The following is a 19,081-nucleotide window of genomic DNA, read 5'->3' on the forward strand; positions in this document are numbered from 1 at the left end:
GGTGCAATGCCCGTTGCTGTATATAATTTCTCAGCAGGTTTAGGATCAGGCCGCCTTTTTGGAAGCTCCTCCCCGTCAACGGATACCCTGACTGGGGATGGTCATTCCGCCTCACTTGTAGTGCGCAGCTTTGTCTCAACATACTCAAGAATGATTTTTGCTAGGGCGTGACTCACCCCTTGGTTCCCCTGCTGTGCTGGTAGCAAGCAGGGCCGTAACTCGCCGAGCGCCTCCAGCTTCTCCGCCCCGCTTGTGAATGTCGCTTGGTAAGCGTCTATCGCCTGTTCAGCTTGTTGGACTGCGTTGAGGTCGCCCGTGGCGACGACAGCCCGAACGGTTTGGAGGCATTGATCAAGCGGGGACATGCCCAAGCATGCCACGCTCACTAGCCCGCACCAAGGCCTAATCGACCCCGTCAGATTTCAAACTGACCCACTACCGAGAAATATCAGGGTTTTTAAATGCGGTCGCCAATCGAATCTTATGCGCCAAAACGCGTTGGCCGTTAGGTGCCACTCATCACGACCTAAGACACCGACTCACGCACACTCGAAATTTGGTAGCCATCCCGTTACACATCCCAAGCTGGGCCAAGATGCGGACACAGGCCGGACACAGCAATCTGCCTGGCTAGGGAGAACCGGCTAAGCGTCTGAATTGTTTGGTGGGTGCACAAGGGTTCGAACCTTGGACCCGCTGATTAAGAGTCAGCTGCTCTACCAACTGAGCTATGCACCCAACGCCTTGCGGCGGTCGCTGCGGCCCACCAAGTCCGCTGCGACGAGGGGGCTGATAGCAAAGGGCTCCGGGGGTGTCCACCCCCGGAGCGTTATTTTCTCGGCTAAACCGCCGCCGGGCTCTGGGCGTGCAGGCGAACGGCCGAGGCCGAGAGCTTGTTGAGGGCGGAGAGATAGGCCCGGGCCGAGGCCACCAGGGTGTCCGGGTCGGCGCCGCGCGCGGTGACGCTGCGTTCGCCGCTCTTCAGGCGAACCGAGACCTCGGCCTGGGCATCGGTGCCCTCCGTGACCGCGTGGACCTGATACAGCTCGAGGTCGGCCTCGTGCGGCACCAGGGCCTGGATCGCGTTGAAGACGGCATCGACCGGACCGTTGCCGTCGGCCTCCTCGGTGACCACGCGTCCCTCGATATCGAGCTTGAGGGTGGCGCGCTGCGGGCCGCGCGTGCCCGCGATCACCGACAGGGAGACGAGACGGATGCGGTGGTGCGCGGTCGCGAGGTTCTCATCGACCAGGGCCTCGATATCCTCGTCGTAGACATGCTTCTTGCGGTCGGCCAGGGCCTTGAAGCGCTCGAACACGTCCTGCATCTGGTTGTCGCTCAAGCTCAGGCCGAGCTCTTCCAGCTTCGAGCGGAAGGCGGCGCGGCCCGAGTGCTTGCCCATCACCAGCGACGTCTTGGCGACGCCGACCGAGGCCGGGGTCATGATCTCGTAGGTCTCGGTGTGCTTGAGCATGCCGTCCTGGTGGATGCCGCTCTCATGGGCGAAGGCATTCCGGCCGACGATCGCCTTGTTGTACTGCACGGGGAAGTTCGTCGCGTGGCTGACCAGCTTCGAGGCGCGCGTCAGCATCGTCGACTCGATGCCGGTCTCGTAAGGCATCACGTCGCCACGGGTGCGGATCGCCATCACGATCTCTTCCAGGGCGGCGTTGCCGGCGCGCTCGCCGATGCCGTTGATGGTGCATTCCACCTGCCGTGCACCGCCCTCGAGCCCCGCCAGGGAATTGGCGATGGCGAGGCCAAGGTCATCGTGGCAATGCACCGAGAAGATCGCCTTTTCGGCGTTGGGCACGCGGTTTCGGACGTCCTGGAACATCCGGCGGTACTCGTCCGGCGTGGCGTAGCCCACCGTGTCGGGCAGGTTGATGGTGGTGGCGCCCGATCGGATCGCCGCCTCGACGCAGCGGCAGAGATAATCGATCGGCGTGCGGGTCGCGTCCATGGCCGACCATTCGACATCCTCGACGAGGTTGCGCGCCTGGGTCACGGTTTTCAGGATGATCTCCACCACCTCGTCCTCGGACTTGCGCATCTGGTGCGCGAGATGGATCGGCGATGTCGAGACGAAGGTGTGGATCCGTCCCCGGACAGCGTGGCGCACCGCCTCGCCCGCGCGGGCGATGTCGGCCGGGATCGCCCGGGCGAGACCCGCGATCGTGGCGCGCTTGGCCCGGCGCGCGATCTCGGACACCGCCTCGAAGTCGCCATGCGAAGCAATCGGGAAGCCCGCCTCGATGATGTCGACGCCCATCGTGTCGAGGAGTTCGGCCACCGCCAGCTTCTCGTCGAGCGTCATGGTGGCGCCGGGGCATTGCTCGCCGTCGCGCAGGGTGGTGTCGAAGATGAGGACGCGGTCTTTGGGTGTGGAATCGGTCACGGAAGCGGTCATCGGAGGAATCCTGTCGCGGCGCGGTCCCGGGCGGACGCGGACGCCGGTGGTGTCGAGGGAGCCCGGGCGGTCAGCGCCGTCACGGGTCTCGCGGATGCGCTCCCCTGAGAGCCCAGGCGCACGCGCCCGGACGGCCCTCAGGGGCGGATAAGGAGACGCAGGAGGACGAGAGACGCGCGCGACCGAGCCGCCGCGGAAGCGGCGTCGGTGAAGCGGCGCGTGGAGCCGGCACTGGCCAAGGCTCGTCTCTCCCGAGGGGCAAGGGCGCGTCGATGGGGCGCGCGAACCGTTGCGAAGGAGGCTGTCGTAGACCCTGGGCCGCGGATTGACAAGGTTCGGGGCTGGCTGGGCAGGCCGCAAGCTCTGGCCGGGACGCAGGAATTTCGGTCGAAGGCAGCTCCAGGGCGGTTCTGGCGCTCGATCGCAGGCGATAACCACCACGATCGGATCGCTGCGCATTGCCGCCAGCGCAACTCTGCCTAGCTTGCCATTCGGGCCTCACACGGTCCGGCGGGCAAAACAGTCCGCTCACCCAAGAAAAAACATCAGGAAGGAACCCCCACCATGCTTCGGACGCTCACGCGCACCCTCGCGCTGCCCACCCTCGCGCTCCTCGCCGGCACCCTCCCGGGCTATGCCCTCGACGTCGCCAAATCCACCGAGGTCGCGGCGCCCCCGGCCAAGGTCTGGTCGACGATCGGGGATTTCTGCGGGATCGGCCAATGGCATCCGGCGATCGAGAAGTGTGTCCTGTCGCAGGAGGGCGGCAAGTCCGTCCGGACCCTCAGCCTGAAGGGCGGCGGTACCATCGTCGAATCGCAGACGGCCCGTGACGACAAGGCGATGTCCTACACCTACGCCATCGTCTCCGGCCCGTTGCCGGTCAGCGATTACAGCTCCACTCTGTCGGTCATGCCGAAGGGCACGGGCTCGACGGTCAAGTGGACCGGCAGCTTCAAGGCGAAGGGCGCTCCGGACACCGTCGCGGTCGATGCCATCTCGGGCATCTACGAGTCCGGCCTGAAGGCGATCGCCGACAAGTCGAAGTAACAGTGCCAAGTAACGGCGCCAAGTAACTACGGCAAGTAATGGCGCCAAATAGCGGCAGGGCGATGCCTTCGCGCCGTCCTGCCGTGTTTTCCGCCTTCGGAGCTTCGCCGGGACGGAGCGGCAGGCCGGATTGACCGGCCCTGCGAGGCAGCGCAGAACCGGCCCGGATCAAGCTGTGCCGTTTGCCGGCACCTTCGTTGTCAGGAGCCGCCGTGTCCCGCGTCAGCCTCATCGTTGTCCTCGTCACCGCCGGCCTCGTCGGGGCCTGCAAGCCGACCGCCTCAACCCCACCGGCCGCGGCCGTCGCCGCCGCTCCCGTGGTCGCCGCGCCTTTTCCACAGGGCAGTGGCTGCGGGCCGGCCATCGCCCGGACTCAGGCGGTGGTCGACAGCGATGTCGCGACCGGCAATCTCAACGCCCCCGTGGGCGAGCGCTTCAGCACCGACCTGCGCAATGCCGCGACGGCCTGCGAGGGTGGACGCGACCGGGAAGCGCTCGGTCTGCTCGCGGCCGCGAAGGCGCGCTACGGCTACCCGTAGGTCCCCGCGAAGGCGCCCTCCAGGTAGGCCCGCACGAAGGGGGGCATGCGGGTGGGATCGAGGTCGTCGCGCCCCCGCACGGTGACGAAGCCGGCGAGTTCCGGCGCCGCCTCGGCCCGGCGATGCGCTTCCATCCGGGCCAGCAGCGCATCGGTCTCCTCCGCGAAGCGGACCGGCCGCAGGAAGGCGCGCTGGCTCTCACCGCTGAGGAGAACCCACGCCTCCGCCGCGTCCGGGGCCAGGGCGATTCCCGTCTCTTCACGAAACTCGCGGGCAGCGCTGCCGGCGAGATCGACCTCTCCGCCAGGGCGGATGTCGTCCCGGTCCGGCGTTCCGCAGGCGAAGTAGATCTGGCCCGCATTGGCGGTGTGCGACCCCATGATGCCGAGGAGGGCCGCGCCGTCGGCGGTCCACGGCACGATGGCCGCGAAGGCGTTGGTCACTGCGGGATCGGGCGATCCGGCCTGCCGGAAGGCCAGGAACTGCGAGTACGCGACCTCGAACAGGTCGATCTCGCAGCGATCCCCCGTGATGCGGCAGGCGCGGGCGAGGAGAACGCGCCCGTCGAACAGGCCGGACCGCTCCGCGCAGCGCCGCGCCCATGTGGCGGCGATGGTCTCGGCATTGTCGCGGGCCCAGGCCCAGTCATGCGCCACCAGCCGCGCTTCGAGGTGGCGCAGCCGCGTCCAGGTGAAGGACTCAGACAAGCAGGGTTCCCTCGCTGACCAGCACGGCGCTGCCGCTGATCTCCACCGAGCGCAGGGCGCCGGCCTCGATGCAGAGTTGCACCCCGATGGTGCTCGGGCGGCCCATCGCGACGCCCTGGGTCAGGACGATGTCGTGCTCGCCCTCGCCGAGGGGCTCGAACTGCATCATCACCCCCGCGAAGGCCGCCGCCGCCGACCCCGTCGCCGGGTCCTCCGGCACGCCCAGATGAGGCGCAAACATCCGGGCCTGGTAGCGATGGCCGAGCCCCTCCGGGTCGGGCGTGTAGCAGTAGAGCGCCGCAGGCGGTCCCAGGGCCGCGAGCGCGCTCGACGCCACGCGTGCGCGCCCGAGGGCTTCGCGGCTCGCCAGCGGCACGAACAGGAAGCCCGGTCCGGCCCCGTGGCGGCTCGGGGCATGACGCAGGAAGCCGATCTCGGCGGGCTCCAGGCCGAGCGCGGCGGCGACCGCGTCCGGCTCCGGGCCATCGCCCAGGAACTCGGGCAGGACCGGCATCTTGAACCGGCCGGTGCCGCGTCCCTCCCCCGGCACGATCACGCAGGCCAGGGTCCCGAGCGTGGTTTCGAGCCCGAAGGCCAGCGCGTCGGTCAGGCCGGCCCTTCGGTCGCGGAGCGCCAGCAGCACGGCCGTGCCGAGGGTGGGGTGCCCCGCGAAGGGCAATTCGGTGGCGGGTGTGAAGATGCGCAGGCGGGCCCGGTGGCGCGACGCCTCGGGCGGCAGCACGAACACCGTCTCGGACAGGTTGAACTCGCCCGCGAGGGCCTGCATGGCGCCCGTGTCCAAACCCTCGGCATCCAGCACCACCGCCAAGGGGTTGCCGGCGAGAGCGGTGTCGGTGAACACGTCGAGGGTCACGAAGCGGCGCGTCATGGTGGGGATCTCCGAACGGGGGGGGCGATACAACCCTGGAGGGTCTTGCCTAGACCGTCTTACCTTAACCGTCCTGGCTCAACCGTCTCGCGTCAACCGTCTTGGCTAGACCGTCTTGGCTAACCCGTCTTGGCTAGACCGTCTCCACCGGGAACGTCTCGCTCGGCGTGACGAACTCGTCCTGCGCGGCCACCGTCAGGATCTCGCGCGAGCCGGCCTCGGCCGTCCGCCGAAGCAGTCCATAGACCGACGCCCCCGCCAGCCCGAGGGCCTCGGCCGCCGAGCCGGTGCGGGCATAATGCACCAGGAACAGGGCCGCGATGGCGTCGCCGGCCCCGTTCACGTCGAGATGCAGGCGTGGCGTGCGCAGCCGCCAGAACCGCCCGCCCTCCCCGGCCATCAGGTCGATGGCGTCGGCGGGGGTGTCGTCGGTGATCAGCGACGTGACGAGCACGACCCGGGGGCCGAGGGCCTGTACCGAGGCCACCGCGCGCTTGGCCTGCGCCAGGGTCCCGGTCGGCAGGCCCGAGAGGTGATTCAGCTCGAACTGGTTCGGGGTCACGATGTCGGCGGCGGGAACCGCCTGGTCGCGCATGAATTCCGGGATGCCAGGGCGCACGTAGATGCCCCGATCGGTATCGCCCATCACGGGATCGCAGGCATAGAGCGCCTTCGGGTTGAGCGCCCGCACCGAGGCCACCGCCCGCACGATGGCGGTGCCGATATCGGCCGAGCCCATGTAGCCCGACAGGACGCCGTCGCAGGTGCCGAGCACTCCGCGCTCCGCGATGCCGGCGACGAGATCCTCGATCGCGGGTCCGTCGAACACCCGGCCGCGCCAGGCGCCGTAGCCCGTGTGGTTGGAGAACTGAACCGTGTGGATCGGCCAGACTTCGACACCGAGGCGCTGCATCGGAAACACCGCGGACGCGTTGCCGACATGGCCGAAGGCGACGTGCGACTGAATCGAGAGGATGTTCAAACCGTTTTCTCCCAAAGACGCGCGCCGAAGGATCGGTCGTGCCAGCCCTTACCGCAAGGTCTCCCGCCTTCGCACCCTCCTTCGTGTGACCCCGGCTTGCCCCGGCACAGGGCTTTCGCCACAGCGGCGCAACCGGTCCGGTCCGCATTCGGGGTCAGGGCTCCGAAACGCGCACGACACACTCAGCCATGATGGATTTCCGGACGACATGGACTTCGAAGCCCTCCGCACCAGCACCCTCGCCTTCGTGGAGGCGAATCAGGGATGGACGCCGCTCATCGTCGGCATCCTCGCCTTCTGCGAATCCCTGGCCTTCCTGTCGCTGCTGGTACCCGCCACCTTCCTGCTTCTCGGCATCGGGGCGCTGATGGGCTCGGTCGGCATCCCGTTCTGGCCGGTGATGCTGGCCGGCGCCTTCGGCGCAGCCCTGGGCGACTGGGTCTCCTACGAATTCGGGCACTACTACAAGGAGGGCGCCAAGCAGATGTGGCCGATGCGGCGCTACCCCGCGCTCGTCGAGCGCGCCGAAAACTTCTGCCACAGGTGGGGCGCGGGCGGCATCCTGATCGGGCGCTTCATCGGCCCGGCCCGCGCCGTGGTGCCCCTCATCGCCGGGGTGTTCGGCGTCAAACGCCTGCCGTTCCAGATCGCCAACGTGACCTCGGCCCTGGCCTGGGCCTTCCTGATGCTGGCCCCAGGCGCCGGCCTGCTCGCCTACTTCAAGGGCTGAGCGCCATGCGGTGCTTTCCACCCGAGCGCATCGTCTGCCTGACGGAGGAGACGGTCGAGACCCTGTACCTGCTGGGACAGGAGGACCGCATCGTCGGGGTCTCGGGCTATGCGGTGCGGCCGGCGCGGGTGCGCCGCGAGAAGCCACGGGTCTCGGCCTTCACCTCGGCCGACCTGCCGAAGATCCTGGCCCTCAGCCCCGATCTCGTGCTCGCCTTCTCCGATCTGCAGGCGGAGATCGTGGCCGACCTGGCCCGGGCCGGCATCGCCGTGCACCTGTTCAACCAGCGCGACCTGCCCGGCTGCCTCGCCATGATCCGCACCGTCGGTGCCCTGGTGGGCGTGCCTGGCGACGCCGACGCCCTGGCCACGCGCCTCGCCGAGCGGATCGACTGCGTCGCCCGGGAGAGCGTCGGCCGGCCGCGGCCGCGCGTGTATTTCGAGGAATGGGACGCGCCGATGATTTCCGGGATCGGCTGGGTCTCGGACCTGATCGCGCAGGCGGGCGGCGACGATGTCTTCGCAGACCTCAGCCGGGAACCGGCGGCCAAGGATCGGATCGTCACCGCGGAGGCGGTGATCGCCGCGCGGCCGGACGTGATCCTCGCCTCCTGGTGCGGCAAGCGCGTGAACCCGGATCGTATCCGCGCCCGCCCCGGTTGGGACGCGATCCCCGCCGTCGCGGCCGGCCGCATCCACGAAATCAAATCGCCGCTGATCCTGCAGCCGGGTCCGGCCGCGCTTACCGACGGATTCGATGCGATCCGGGCGGCCCTGCACGCCTCGGACGTTCTGACCGGCGGGTGATGCTCGGCCGGTGATGCTTGGCGCCGATGCCCGCGCAACGGGGTCGCAGGTGACAAGCCGCGCGGCGGCTGATTTCCTGTGGTCGATCCCGATTCGGGACAAATTCCCGATCCATCAGAGCCGTATGTCAGCAGCCCTCGCGACCGTCCTCCTCCCGCCCGACCGGCGTCAGTCGGCCACCGCGCTCCAGGTCCAACGCGGCGTCCGGCGTCTGTTCGCCGAACTCGGCCACGTCACCATTCCGGAATTTTCCCTGGCGAACGGTCGGCGCGCCGACATCATCGCCCTGTGCCCGGCCGGGCGCCTGACCATCGTGGAGATCAAGTCGAGCGTGGCCGATTTTCGTGCCGATCGGAAATGGCCGGATTACCGCGACTATTGCGACCGCTTCTACTTCGCCATCCCCGAGACGCTCTCCACCACCCTGACGCCGGAGGAGGCCGGCCTCATCGTCGCCGATGCCTTCGGGGCAGCGATCCTGCGCGATCCCGCCGATCATCCCCTGAGTGGTCCCCGGCGCAAAGCCGTGACCCTGCGCTTCGCCCACAACGCGGCGCGCCTGCTGCACGCCCTGGCCGATCCCGGCGCGATCCGCGAAGGCGCCCTCTGAGATCCCGTTCGCCGGATCGCCGGCGATGATGCTCTCCCGCGGATCACTGCCGGTCGGCGCACCGTCGAGACCCGCCATTCCTGGCTTCACGGGTTGCGAGAAGTGCGGGACCTCGTCAAGTGCGGGACCTCGTTCTGGCCAGGGCGACGCAGCGCTGCGGCCGAACCGTGCCACCTGCGAGACGCGCGGTTCGGAGTTGTTATGACGCCGCGGACGCACAGGGTGCTAAGCCCCCGCGATCCCTCCAATCGATCGTCCCGTCATGCGCATTCCGTCCCGTCGCCGTCCGAACCTGGGTGACCCCACCATCCTGCGCCGCCTCCAGGCGGCTTCGGGACGCCGCTCGCTGGTGCTTCATCTCGTCATCGTCCTGGTGCTGCTCGCCACCGCGCAGGGCTATGACGGATCGAACCACTCGGCCCATCACTGGGTCGGCCTCAGCATCTACGCGCTGTTCTCTCTCGGCCTCGGTCTCGCCGATTGGCGCGCGAGCCAGAGCGACCGGGCGGGCGAGCGCACGACCGAATGGCTGGCCTGGACGGCAACGCTACTCAATGCCGGCGTGGCCCTGTTCCTTCTCGTCGAGCACATGCTGGTCGGCGCGGTGGAGACCGAGGAGACTGCCACGGCCGTCAGCCGTCTGCCGGCTTTCCTCCTGCTGCTCCAGACCGGGCTCAGCATGCGGGTGTGGCACACGGCGGCCTTCTCAGGGCTGGTGGGCCTGGGGTGGGGCCTCACCCTCCTGTTCGCCTTCCTGGTCCCCGAGAGCGCGCTGCTCGGCCCGCACGTGACCTTCGAGGAGGAAGTGCCCGGCCTCCTGACCTTCCTGGCCGCCAGCCTCGTGGTGATCGACGGGGTGCGGCGCCTCCAGGCGGCGGTGACCACGGCCCTGCGCATGGAGCGGGAGCGCACCAGCCTCGCGCGCTTCGTGCCCCGCCGGGTCGCGGGCGCCCTCGCCGAGAGCGGCGGCGGGCTCGGCACCGTACAATCCCGCCACGCCTGCCTGTTCGGCCTCGACCTGCGCGGCTTCTCGGCCTTCTCGCGCAACCACGCGCAGGAGGAGGTAGTGCGGGCGCTGCTCGACATGCGCGCCCTGACCCATGTGGCCGTCACCGAGCATGGCGGCATCGTCGACAAGTACGTCGGCGACGGCATCCTGGCCCAGTTCATCGTCGGACGCCCCCAGGCCCAGGCTCAGGCGGCCCTCGCCTGCGGCCGGACCATCCTGGCGCGCCTCGCGCGCCTGAACGTGGAGCGTCGCGACGAGGGCCGTCCCGTCCTGCGCATCACCCTGGCGCTGCATGCCGGCGAGGTCCTGGTCGGCGTCTTCGACGACGGGCACCGGGCCGAATTCACCGTGCTGGGGACGCCGATGAACCGCCTCGCCCGGATCGAGGCGCGGGCCAAGGCCGCAGATCTGTCCGTCGCGGCCTCGGACGACGTGATCCGCCTGCTGAGCCCGACCACCCTGGCGACGCTGCGGCTCTCGGCCATGCCGCCCTCGGATTGTCGCGACACCCGCGACATGCGGCTCTTTGCGGTGTCGTGGGCCGATGACGCGGATGCCCCGGAGACCGAGCCCGCCCTCCCGTCCGTCGCCTGAGGCAGCGGCCAGACAGCCGCCGCCCAGGTTTGTGTCAGGCCGCGTGTCCGGTCGTCATCACCCGAGCGCTCGGAGCGTCGGCGACCGGAAGCGCCGCGCCGTCCGCGAGGCCCACGAAGCGCGACTGCGCGCCGTCATAGGCCAGGACCTCGCCGGTCTCGATCTCGAAGAACCAGCCGTGCAGGCGCAATTCGCCCTTGGCGAGGCCGGCGGCGACGCTCGGATGCGTGCGCAGATGGTTGAGCTGGACCACGACGTTCTCGAGCGCCAGGACCCGCGCATGGGTCCTGGGATCGAGATCGGCCGGATAGGCCTCGCAGACGATCTTCTGAGCGGCGTGGCTGTGGCGCAGCCAGGCGGCGACGCTCGGCATCGCCTCCAGGGCCTTGGTATCGGCCAAACCCTTCATCGCCCCGCAATCCGAATGGCCGCAGATCACGATGTCCTTCACCCCCAGCGCCACCACGGCGTACTCAATGGCCGAGGAGACGCCGCCGTTCACCTGCGAGAACGGAGGCACGATGTTGCCGGCGTTGCGGCACACGAACAGGTCGCCGGGGCCGGCCTGGGTGATGTGCTCGGGCGAGACGCGGGAATCCGCGCAGGCGATGAACAGCGCCTGAGGCTGCTGCCCGTCGCGGACCAGCTGGCGATACATCGCCTCCTGCCCGGGGAAGACGTTGCCGCGAAACTCCGAAATGCCCTGGATGAGCGTGTCCATACCTGTTCCTTCGCTGGTGATGGCCTTGCCCGACGCGCCGAGGCGCCGAAGCACCGGGATGCAAGCCGGTGAGATGCGAGGCGCCGAGAGGCAGGCAGGAGCGGACGATGCGCGCCTGCATCCGTTCGACCCCGCCGCGTTCTCTCGTTGATGCAGGAAGAACAGATTAGGTCGCAACATCGCGACGGAAAGTGCAGAACTGCACAAGTATAAAGATTTATTTTAATCCATTCGCCCCATCGCCCGGGTGCGCGGCGGCACGACTTCGGCGATCAGACTGAAATACACTGGGATTAACTGCCCTTCGGCAGCCTGCGCAAAGACCTGGATCTGCCTCACGCGGGGAACCAATCGTGTGTCCCGACAGACGAAACCCTCCGTGGCTTTCCGCGCCAAGGAGGGTTTGATGGTCGATCGGTGCTTGAGGATCCGCGATCGATTTTGGCGATCCCGGCCGGCCCGGTGTCCTCAGCCCGAGAACGAGCCGAAGCCCTCGAAGGCGGTCGGCTTGATCAGGCCGGAATCCGGTGCCGGACGTTCGATGCCGGCCGAATTCGGCGGCGGGGTGTCAGCTTGGGCAGGCTTGGGCTCCGGGCCCGTCCGCGTGTCGGGGACGGGTGGCCAGATCGGACGATCCGGCTTCACTGTCTGTGTCATCGATGCACCTCTCGGCATGACGCGAGAACGCCACTTGGAATACGGTATACCAACAACTTTGCAAGGGGATGGTTCGCGGGGCCAACTGGTTTCGGCGCGCGTCCCAATGCGGGATCAGCCCTCCGCCTTGTCGCGCTGCCCGGTTTTCATGCCGCCCATCGGGTCGGTTTCATCCGGGTCGGACGCGTCCTCGCCGGTCCGACCCTGCGGGGTCAGGCGTGGTCCGTCGATGGCTCCCGCGATCCCCCCGGTCCCCCCGGTCCGCGCGGCCTGCTCGGCGTTTTCGGTTCCGGGCCGCTCCATCGGCTCACCCGGAGCGTCCCGGACCGCGCCGCTGACGGTATCGCGCGGACCGGTGGCGAGCGATTCGGACGATGTCGTGCGTGTGTCGACCATGGCTGAAGGTCCTCCTGGCTTAAGAACGCTCCGCCGGCCGGACCTGTTCTGGAAGCACCGATAACCGCGTGCCGGTGCTCCCTGGGTGTCAGGTGCCGCAGAAGGTGCGCAGCACCCGCTCGTGCGGCTGGGGCGGCTCGGCATAGGTCGCGAAGGCAGGCTGGTCGTCGTAGGGCTTGGCCAGCACCGTCACGAGTTCGTGGAAGGGGCCGAAATCGTCGCGGGCGATCGCCGCTTCGATGACGGCTTCGACTCGGTGGTTGCGCGGGATGAAGGCGGGATTGACCCGGTTCATCGCGGCCCGGCGCGTTCCGGGGTCCATCGGTTCGGCGGCGAGCCGCTCGCGCCAACGCACCGCCCAGGCGTCGTAGGCCCCGGGATCGTCGAACAGGGTGCGCATGCCGGCGTCACCCTCCGGTCCGAGGGCGGCCTCGCCGAGGTGGCGGAACGTCAGGGTGAAATCCGCGTGGTTCGCGCCCATGATCTCCAGCAGTGCCCGGCCGAGGTCCTTGTCGGCTTCCTCCGCACGAGTCAGGCCGAGCTTGGCCCGCAGGCCGCCGTAATACGCTGCCTCGAAGCGCGGCCCGAAGGCCCCGAGGAGATCCTGCGCCACTGCGACACCGTCCTCCGTCTCGCGGGCGAGCAGGGGCAGCAGGGCCTCGGCCAGACGGGTGAGGTTCCAATGCAGGATGCCGGGCTGATTGCCGTAGGCGTAGCGGCCGTTCTCGTCGATTGCGCTGAAGACGGCGGACGGGTCGTAGGCGTCGAGGAAGGCGCAGGGGCCGAAATCGATGGTCTCCCCGGAGACCGCGCAATTGTCGGTGTTCATCACCCCGTGGATGAAGCCGACCAGGAGCCAGCGCGCGACGAGGTCCGCCTGCCGTTCGACCACCCGCGTGAGCAGGGCCTGATAGGGATTGTCGGCTTGCGCCAGTTCCGGATAGTGCCGGCCGATGACGTGATCGGCGAGATCGCGCACCCCGTCGACATCGCCCCGCATGGCGAAGAACTGGAAGGTGCCGACGCGGATGTGGCTGGTGGCCACCCGGGTCAGGACACCGCCGGGCAGGACCGTCTCGCGCATCACGGAATCGCCGGTGAGCACGGCCGCCAGGGCGCGGGTGCTGGGAATGCCGAGCGCCGCCATGGCCTCGCTGACCACGTATTCCCGCAGCACCGGACCGAGGGCGGCCCGGCCGTCACCCCGCCGCGAGAACGGGGTCGGGCCCGACCCTTTAAGCTGGATATCGCGCCGGATGCCGTCGCGGCCGACCACCTCACCGAGCAGGATGGCCCGGCCGTCGCCGAGCTGCGGCACGCGGTTGCCGAACTGGTGGCCCGCATAGGCCATGGCGAGCGGCTCGGCGCCCTCCGGCACCCGGTTGCCCGCCAGCACCGCGACACCGTCCGGGCTGGCGAGCCAATCGGGATCGATACCGAGCAGGGCGGCCAGTTCGGCGTTCACCCGGATGAGCCGGGGCGCGGCGACCGGCGTCGGCGCGACTTCGGCGAAGAAGCGCTCTGGCAGGCGCGCGTAGGTGTTGGCGAAGGGAATGGCGGAGGAGGTAGCGGGTGTCATCGAAGGGGTGATCCCGTGTGGGGCGCGGCGGCCATGTCGATCCCCGAGCTGGGGTCTGGCAGCCCGCAAGGCAAATCCTGCGCGGCGACGTTCATGGGGTATGGCTCCGGTCAGTTGTCCCGACCAGAGGGATCACGGTGCCTTCGGAGAGGCGGCGCCACCCTGATCTCGGCGCTCGGCGTCGAAGCTCCCGGCCGCAGGTGTGGTAGCGATGAGCCGATGCGAAGCGCCGATCCGGACCGCAGGAGCCGTCACGCCGGACAACGCGGCCCGTCCGCGGCGGGTTCAGAGGCGCCCCGCGCCCTCGGGCGAGACCAGACCCGCCGCCGCAGCATCGAGCGACCGCCGATGACGACGGCGGACAGGGCGAAACCCGCCAGGACATCCGGCAGATAATGTCCGCCGGCCCCCAGGGTCGCCACCATGATCACGGCGTTGAGCAGGATCGCCAGCGGGCCGACGACCGGAACCGGCGCCAGCGCCCAGGCGGTCAGGGCGGCGAGGCAGACATGGAAGGACGGAAAGGTCACGAGGCCCCGGATGTCCCCGAGGGCCAGGGTGTGAAGGGTGCCGGCCCTCAGGTGCTCCAGCGCGTCGAGGTGCCAGAGCGCCCCCATGGTCTCGATCGACCCGTCCGGGTCGGTCGGAAGGCCGTATTGCACGAAGGGACCGGCGGCCGGCACCAAGGCGGCGATCAACACCACGGCGACGAGCAGGACGGTGAACATCCGGACATAGGCCCAGAGCCGGCCGAGGCGGCAGGTGGCGGCGAGCACGATCACCGTCAGCCCCACCTGCGGGCCGCTGGTGTGGTAGGCGAGCGCCAGCCACCAGGCGAGGCGCGGATGCGCCTGCAGAAAGGCGAGATAGGCCGGCCAGTCGAAGCCGAGCGCGACCTCCGTGCGCGCCAGGCGGGCATCGGCGAGCGGCAGGGCCCAGGTGGCGGTGAGGTAGTGCAGCACCGCGATCGGCAGCGTCACGGCGATCAGACAGGCACTTGCGAGGGCCATGGCCCGCAGCTTCGGTTCGGACAGGATCGGCCCGAACAGGAAGGCCAGAGCGAGCAGCGCCCCGACGAGCCCCGCCGCCACGGTGAATCCCTGCGGCGCCACGGCGATCCCGAGCCGGCGCAGCCAGAGCGCGTCGAGAAGTGCGACCGCGCCAGCGAGTCCCCAGAGACCGGGATGCGGCGCCGCCAGGGCCGCGGCGAACCGGTTGATCCGCCCGACCGGCGTCTCGAGACGGGAGCGGACGAAACGGGTCGGGGCCAGGAACACCGGAACGATATCGGCACGCCACCGGCGCGCGCCGCGCACGGGCATCGAGATCGGTGTTGCGTCGCTCACACAGGGTCCTTCGCGGTTCGTCGAAGCCGGAACTCGGCTTTGTGCCGGTTTGTTGCCCGGCATCGTTCCTTTTCCCGTGCCGATCCTCTCGACCCCGAGCCGTGGCCCCACCGATGGTCCGCCCGTGACCCGCATCGCCTTCCTGGATTTCGAGGCTTCGTCGCTGGCCAGGACCAGCTATCCGATCGAGGTCGCCTGGGTCTTCGCGGACGGGCCTTCGGAGAGCTACCTGATCCGCCCGGCCCCAGGCTGGACCGATTGGTCCCCGGAGGCGGAGCGGGTCCACGGCCTGGAGCGCGCGCGCCTGATCCGGGAGGGCGTGGCTCACGACTGGGTGGCACTGCATATGCTGACCACTTTGCGCGACGTCGCCCTCTATGCCTCGGCGCCGTCCTGGGACGGCCAATGGCTGAGCCGGCTCCTGCGCGCGTCCGGCCTGCCCCGGCACGCCCTCCGGCTCAGGGCGACCCGGGAGGCGCAGCGCAGCGCCATCCTGGACGTACTGGCCCATGGCGGCATCCCGCTCCCGTCGCGCGACGGCATTGCGGGCAAGCTGCTCGCGGACCTGCTCCGGGACGCGCAGGCCGACCCCGCCCCGGACCATCGCGCCCTGTCGGATGCGCGGCGCGAGTGCCGGCGCTGGGAACGGGCGCGGTCCCTGGCCGAGGCCACGATCCGCGCGGCTGAGCCGGGTTTTGCCGACTGAGCCGTTTCAGGCCGCCCCGAGATAGGCGGCCTCCAGGCCGGCATCGGCGCCGAGTTCGGCCGCCGTCCCCGCGGTGACGACCCGGCCCTGCTCCAGCACGTAGCCGCGATCCGCCACCGTCAGGGCGAGAGCCGCCATCTGGTCGACGATCAGGATGGTCACGCCCTGGTCCCGCAGGTCCGCCACCACGGCGTAGAGGGCGTTGATCATCGCGGGCGCGAGACCGAGGGAGGGCTCGTCGAGGAGGAGGATGCGCGGCTGTGCCATCATCCCGCGGGCGATCGCCAGCATCTGCTGTTCGCCTCCCGAGAGGAGGCCGGCCCGGCTCGTCGCCCGGTCGCGCAGACGGGGGAACCGGGTGAGCAGCGCCTCGATCTCGGCCGGGTCGATCGGCGCCTTGCGGCCATGCGCCCCGAGGCGGATGTTCTCGATGACGGTGAGTTCGGGAAATACCTGCCGGCCCTCGGGCACCAGGGCGAGGCCGAGGCGGGCGATGGCATGGGCCGGCAGGTGCGCGATGCTGCGGTCCTCCAGGACGATCCGGCCCTCCACCGGCCGGAGCAGCCCGGCGAGCGCCCGCATGGTGGTCGACTTGCCGGCGCCGTTGGCGCCCAGGAGCGCCACGGTCTCGCCGGGGCGGACCTCGACGCTGACGCCGTCGAGGACCGGGGCGGCGCCATAGCCGGCGGTGAGGCCCAGGGTCGAGAGCACCGCGTCGGCCGGGGGCGTCCATGCGGCCGCGCGGGGCCGCGCCGGCGTGTCGGCGCCGCCCAGATAGGCGCGGATCACCGCCGGGTCGCGCCGGATCGCGGCCGGGGTCCCCTGCGCGATCGGCCGCCCGGCATCCATGACCAGGATGGCGTCGGAAACGCTCATGACGAGGGGCATGTCGTGCTCGACCAGCACCACGGCGATGCCCTGCCCGGCGATCCGGCGCAGGAGCCCGCCGAGCACATCGGTGTCGGCCCGGGTCAGGCCGGCGGCGGGCTCGTCGAGGAGGAGGATGCGGGGCCGGCCGGCGAGCGCCCGGGCGATCTCCACGAGGCGGCGGTCGACATGCGGCAGTTCGGATGCGGGCCGGTCCGGAGCGCCCGCATAACCGACAAAATCCAGCAGGGTCGCGGCCGCGGCGCGATCCCGGGCACGGGTGCGCCGCCACAGGCGCCCCGGGTCGAGGGCGAGGGCCACGTTGTCGAGAACGCTGAGCGAACCGAACAGGCGCGTGGTCTGGTAGGTGCGGGCGATGCCGGCCCGGGCGATGACGTGGGCCGGAGCGCCGGCGAGGTCGCGCCCTCCGAGGCGGATCGTCCCGGCCTGAGGACGGTAGAACCCCGAGACCATGTTGAGCACGGTGGTCTTGCCGGCGCCGTTGGGGCCGATGAGGCTCGTCACCGCCCCAGCCTCGGCCCTCACCGAGACGCCCTCCGCCGCGCGGATGCCGCCGAAGCTGATGCCGATGCCCTCGACCACCAGGGCCTCGGCCGCGCGCTGCCCGATCAGTTGCCCGAAATCCGTGGCCGGCGGGACGGTACCGGCGCGCGGCCGCGGCAGCAGCCGGGCCGCGCTGCCGACGATCCCCGAGGGCACCAGCCACAAAACCACCAGGGTGGCGAGGCCGAAGAACAGCAGCCGGTACTCGGCGAGCCCCGCCAGGGTCTCGGGCAGCAGCACGGTGACGAGGGCACCCAGCAGCGGCCCGAGCACGGTACCGGCCCCGCCGACCACCACGGAGAGCACGAACAGGATCGACTGCGAGAACGGGAAGGAGCTTGGGGCGATGAAAAGCATCAACGGCGGCAGCACAGCCCCGGCGAGCCCAGTCAGCGCGGCCGAGATCGCGAAGGCCAGGGTCTTCACCCGCACCGGGTCGAAGCCCAGGGACGCGGCCGCCACGTCGGCATCGCGCACCGCCCGCATGGCCCGGCCGAGGCGGCTGCGGGCGAGGCGGTGGAAGCCGTAGAGGCTCAGGCCTGCGCCCAGCACGGCGAGGCAAGCCAGCTCGCGCTCGGCGAAGGGAACTCCGAACAGGCTCGGCCCGGCGGTGACCACGAGGCCGTTCTGGCCACCGGTGAGCGACCCGCCCTCGATCAGGGCGTGCTCGATGATGAAGCCGAACGCGATGGTGACCATCGCGAGGTAAGGCCCCTTCACCCGCATCGCCGGCACCGCCAGCCCGGCCCCGACCAGGCCCGAGAGCAGGCCCGCGGCCGGCACCGCGAGCCAGAAGCTCAGGCCGGCGCCGGTCAGGATCGCGCTGGCATAGGCGCCGATGGCGTAGAAGCCGGCATGGCCGAAGGAGATCAGCCCGGTCAGCCCGAGAAGGACGTTGAGCCCGGTTCCCGCCACGGTGGTGAGCGCCACCAGGGCGATGACGAAGTGGCTGTAGCCGCCCGTCAGTCCCACCAGGGCGAGGCCCGCCAGGGTCAGGGCCAGGATGGCGACCGGCATCGCACCCGGGGCGCGCAAGATGTGCATCGGGCTCAGACCTTGTTGATCGCGGCGCGGCCGAGGAGCCCGTCGGGACGCAGCGCCAGGGCGACGATGATCACCGAGAACACCACGAGCTGGGTGTAGGTGGAGCCGAGGGTCGCGGTGACGCCGGCCTCGACGAGGCCGTAGAGCAGGCCTGCCAGCACCACGCCGGTGGCCGAGCCGATGCCACCCAGGATCGCCACCGCGAAGGCCTTGATTCCGAACAATGCGCCCATCTCGGCCGAGACCGAGAACAGCGGCGCGATGAGGAGGCCGGCCGCCCCGGCGAGCAGGGCCGAGAGCGCGAAGGCGCAGGCGACCGTGCGCCGGACGTCGATGCCCATCAGACGGGCGGCGTCGGAATTCTGCGCCACCGCCAGCAGCACCCGGCCGAGATCGGTGCGGCGGAACAGGGTCTGGATCGCCGCAGCGACCGAGAGGCCGACGACGGGAATGAGGAGCTGGAGCGGGTAGATGCCGGTGCCGAGGATTTCCACCGGCGTCACCGCAAGCGACGAGGGCAGGCTGCGCGGCTCCTTGCCGAAGGTGAACAGCATCGCGTTGTCGAGGACGATGCCGCCCGCCACGGTGGCGAGCAGCCAGGCATCCGAACCCTTCTCGACGAAGGGCCGCACCAGCAGCCGCTCGACCACGAGGCCGAGGACGGCGCAGCCCAGCAGAGCCCCGAGGATCGCCGCCGGCATCGGCCAGCCCAGGGTGACGCCGAGCGCGTAGCCGAGCACGGCCCCGAGCGTGACGGCGCTGCCCTGTGCGAAGTTCACCGTGCCGGAGACCGCGTAGGTGATGTGGAAGCCGAGCGCCACCAGCCCGTACATGCTGCCGAGGCCGAGGCCGGTGATGAGGGTGCTGGCGAGCAT

18 protein-coding genes and 1 tRNA gene are annotated in these 19,081 nt (G+C 69.9%); 7 read left to right on the forward strand and 12 right to left on the reverse strand.

Features of this window, described 5'->3' with window-relative positions:
- Positions 1 to 662: 662 nt before the first annotated feature.
- Both ACV7NL_RS01560 and ACV7NL_RS01565 read right to left on the reverse strand, forming a co-directional pair.
- Positions 663 to 738 (reverse strand) — tRNA-Lys (locus ACV7NL_RS01560).
- 103 nt (positions 739 to 841) lie between these two features.
- The gene (locus ACV7NL_RS01565) at positions 842 to 2,410 is read right to left on the reverse strand and encodes a 2-isopropylmalate synthase (RefSeq protein ID WP_463354740.1); all 1,569 of its coding nucleotides are present in this window, start codon (positions 2,408 to 2,410) and stop codon (positions 842 to 844) included.
- 564 nt (positions 2,411 to 2,974) lie between these two features.
- Between ACV7NL_RS01565 and ACV7NL_RS01570 the strand changes: the two genes are divergently transcribed.
- A complete protein-coding gene (locus ACV7NL_RS01570) occupies positions 2,975 to 3,460 on the forward strand; it encodes an SRPBCC family protein (protein WP_463354741.1) in 486 nt (161 codons plus the stop codon).
- 212 nt (positions 3,461 to 3,672) lie between these two features.
- Positions 3,673 to 3,999 (forward strand): hypothetical protein, encoded by a 327-nt coding sequence (locus ACV7NL_RS01575; protein ID WP_463354742.1) that lies wholly within the window; start codon positions 3,673 to 3,675, stop codon positions 3,997 to 3,999.
- Here ACV7NL_RS01575 and ACV7NL_RS01580 read toward each other — a convergent pair.
- The 3 genes from ACV7NL_RS01580 to pdxY form a co-directional block, all read right to left on the reverse strand.
- Positions 3,990 to 4,706, reverse strand: coding sequence for an NUDIX hydrolase (locus ACV7NL_RS01580; protein WP_463354743.1), 717 nt, complete (start codon positions 4,704 to 4,706; stop codon positions 3,990 to 3,992). The two genes, ACV7NL_RS01575 and ACV7NL_RS01580, sit on opposite strands and share 10 nt — an antisense overlap.
- Positions 4,699 to 5,595 (reverse strand): PhzF family phenazine biosynthesis protein, encoded by an 897-nt coding sequence (locus tag ACV7NL_RS01585; protein WP_463354744.1) that lies wholly within the window; start codon positions 5,593 to 5,595, stop codon positions 4,699 to 4,701. The genes ACV7NL_RS01580 and ACV7NL_RS01585 overlap by 8 nt, the downstream gene beginning before the upstream one ends.
- Before the next feature lie 133 nt (positions 5,596 to 5,728).
- Positions 5,729 to 6,577, reverse strand: coding sequence for a pyridoxal kinase PdxY (gene pdxY, locus ACV7NL_RS01590; protein ID WP_056185769.1), 849 nt, complete (start codon positions 6,575 to 6,577; stop codon positions 5,729 to 5,731).
- 208 nt (positions 6,578 to 6,785) lie between these two features.
- Between pdxY and ACV7NL_RS01595 the strand changes: the two genes are divergently transcribed.
- From ACV7NL_RS01595 to ACV7NL_RS01610, 4 genes are all read left to right on the forward strand, one after another.
- Positions 6,786 to 7,307, forward strand: coding sequence for a DedA family protein (locus ACV7NL_RS01595; protein WP_463354745.1), 522 nt, complete (start codon positions 6,786 to 6,788; stop codon positions 7,305 to 7,307).
- A gap of 5 nt (positions 7,308 to 7,312) precedes the next feature.
- Entirely contained in the window at positions 7,313 to 8,113 is an 801-nt protein-coding gene (locus tag ACV7NL_RS01600; RefSeq protein ID WP_463354746.1) for a cobalamin-binding protein, read from the forward strand.
- A gap of 124 nt (positions 8,114 to 8,237) precedes the next feature.
- A complete protein-coding gene (locus tag ACV7NL_RS01605; RefSeq protein ID WP_056185847.1) occupies positions 8,238 to 8,723 on the forward strand; it encodes an MmcB family DNA repair protein in 486 nt (161 codons plus the stop codon).
- Between the two features lie 262 nt (positions 8,724 to 8,985).
- Positions 8,986 to 10,326, forward strand: coding sequence for an adenylate/guanylate cyclase domain-containing protein (locus ACV7NL_RS01610; protein ID WP_082504019.1), 1,341 nt, complete (start codon positions 8,986 to 8,988; stop codon positions 10,324 to 10,326).
- A 34-nt stretch (positions 10,327 to 10,360) separates the two neighbouring features.
- Here the strand turns inward: ACV7NL_RS01610 and ACV7NL_RS01615 are convergent, their stop codons facing one another.
- The 5 genes from ACV7NL_RS01615 to ACV7NL_RS01635 form a co-directional block, all read right to left on the reverse strand.
- On the reverse strand, positions 10,361 to 11,047 hold the full coding sequence (locus ACV7NL_RS01615) for a carbonic anhydrase (protein WP_463354747.1): 687 nt from the start codon (positions 11,045 to 11,047) through the stop codon (positions 10,361 to 10,363).
- 468 nt (positions 11,048 to 11,515) lie between these two features.
- A complete protein-coding gene (locus ACV7NL_RS01620) occupies positions 11,516 to 11,704 on the reverse strand; it encodes a hypothetical protein (RefSeq protein WP_463354748.1) in 189 nt (62 codons plus the stop codon).
- Between the two features lie 114 nt (positions 11,705 to 11,818).
- Positions 11,819 to 12,100 (reverse strand): hypothetical protein, encoded by a 282-nt coding sequence (locus ACV7NL_RS01625; protein WP_463354749.1) that lies wholly within the window; start codon positions 12,098 to 12,100, stop codon positions 11,819 to 11,821.
- Between the two features lie 88 nt (positions 12,101 to 12,188).
- Positions 12,189 to 13,679, reverse strand: a complete 1,491-nt coding sequence (locus tag ACV7NL_RS01630) for a protein adenylyltransferase SelO (RefSeq protein ID WP_463354750.1) — start codon at positions 13,677 to 13,679, stop codon at positions 12,189 to 12,191.
- Positions 13,680 to 13,930: 251 nt separating this feature from the next.
- Positions 13,931 to 15,025 carry a phosphatase PAP2 family protein gene (locus tag ACV7NL_RS01635; protein WP_463354751.1) on the reverse strand — a complete coding sequence of 365 codons (1,095 nt, stop codon included), beginning with the start codon at positions 15,023 to 15,025 and terminating at the stop codon, positions 13,931 to 13,933.
- Positions 15,026 to 15,149: 124 nt separating this feature from the next.
- Here ACV7NL_RS01635 and ACV7NL_RS01640 point away from each other — a divergent pair, with 124 nt between their 5' ends.
- Complete coding sequence (locus tag ACV7NL_RS01640; protein ID WP_463354752.1) at positions 15,150 to 15,731, forward strand: transcriptional regulator; 582 nt, start codon at positions 15,150 to 15,152, stop codon at positions 15,729 to 15,731.
- Positions 15,732 to 15,737: 6 nt separating this feature from the next.
- On the opposite strand, the gene ACV7NL_RS01645 is transcribed toward ACV7NL_RS01640, so the two are convergent.
- Together ACV7NL_RS01645 and ACV7NL_RS01650 are read right to left on the reverse strand one after the other, a co-directional pair.
- On the reverse strand, positions 15,738 to 18,206 hold the full coding sequence (locus tag ACV7NL_RS01645) for a branched-chain amino acid ABC transporter ATP-binding protein/permease (RefSeq protein ID WP_463354753.1): 2,469 nt from the start codon (positions 18,204 to 18,206) through the stop codon (positions 15,738 to 15,740).
- Positions 18,207 to 18,211: 5 nt separating this feature from the next.
- The gene (locus tag ACV7NL_RS01650) at positions 18,212 to 19,081 is read right to left on the reverse strand and encodes a branched-chain amino acid ABC transporter permease (RefSeq protein WP_463354754.1); all 870 of its coding nucleotides are present in this window, start codon (positions 19,079 to 19,081) and stop codon (positions 18,212 to 18,214) included.

It is taken from the genome of Methylobacterium sp. Ger2507 (assembly GCF_055231875.1).

What these genes read in the sequence shown, in the direction of transcription:
- ACV7NL_RS01570 (WP_463354741.1), top strand. Translation starts at nt 2,975, where the DNA reads ATGCTTCGGACGCTCACGCGCACCCTCGCGCTGCCCACCCTCGCGCTC.
- ACV7NL_RS01645 (WP_463354753.1), bottom strand. Translation starts at nt 18,206, where the DNA reads ATGCACATCTTGCGCGCCCCGGGTGCGATGCCGGTCGCCATCCTGGCC.
- ACV7NL_RS01600 (WP_463354746.1), top strand. Translation starts at nt 7,313, where the DNA reads ATGCGGTGCTTTCCACCCGAGCGCATCGTCTGCCTGACGGAGGAGACG.
- ACV7NL_RS01610 (WP_082504019.1), top strand. Translation starts at nt 8,986, where the DNA reads ATGCGCATTCCGTCCCGTCGCCGTCCGAACCTGGGTGACCCCACCATC.
- ACV7NL_RS01650 (WP_463354754.1), bottom strand. Translation starts at nt 19,081, where the DNA reads ATGCTCGCCAGCACCCTCATCACCGGCCTCGGCCTCGGCAGCATGTAC.
- ACV7NL_RS01620 (WP_463354748.1), bottom strand. Translation starts at nt 11,704, where the DNA reads ATGACACAGACAGTGAAGCCGGATCGTCCGATCTGGCCACCCGTCCCC.
- ACV7NL_RS01615 (WP_463354747.1), bottom strand. Translation starts at nt 11,047, where the DNA reads ATGGACACGCTCATCCAGGGCATTTCGGAGTTTCGCGGCAACGTCTTC.
- ACV7NL_RS01565 (WP_463354740.1), bottom strand. Translation starts at nt 2,410, where the DNA reads ATGACCGCTTCCGTGACCGATTCCACACCCAAAGACCGCGTCCTCATC.
- ACV7NL_RS01605 (WP_056185847.1), top strand. Translation starts at nt 8,238, where the DNA reads ATGTCAGCAGCCCTCGCGACCGTCCTCCTCCCGCCCGACCGGCGTCAG.
- ACV7NL_RS01595 (WP_463354745.1), top strand. Translation starts at nt 6,786, where the DNA reads ATGGACTTCGAAGCCCTCCGCACCAGCACCCTCGCCTTCGTGGAGGCG.
- ACV7NL_RS01585 (WP_463354744.1), bottom strand. Translation starts at nt 5,595, where the DNA reads ATGACGCGCCGCTTCGTGACCCTCGACGTGTTCACCGACACCGCTCTC.
- ACV7NL_RS01630 (WP_463354750.1), bottom strand. Translation starts at nt 13,679, where the DNA reads ATGACACCCGCTACCTCCTCCGCCATTCCCTTCGCCAACACCTACGCG.
- ACV7NL_RS01625 (WP_463354749.1), bottom strand. Translation starts at nt 12,100, where the DNA reads ATGGTCGACACACGCACGACATCGTCCGAATCGCTCGCCACCGGTCCG.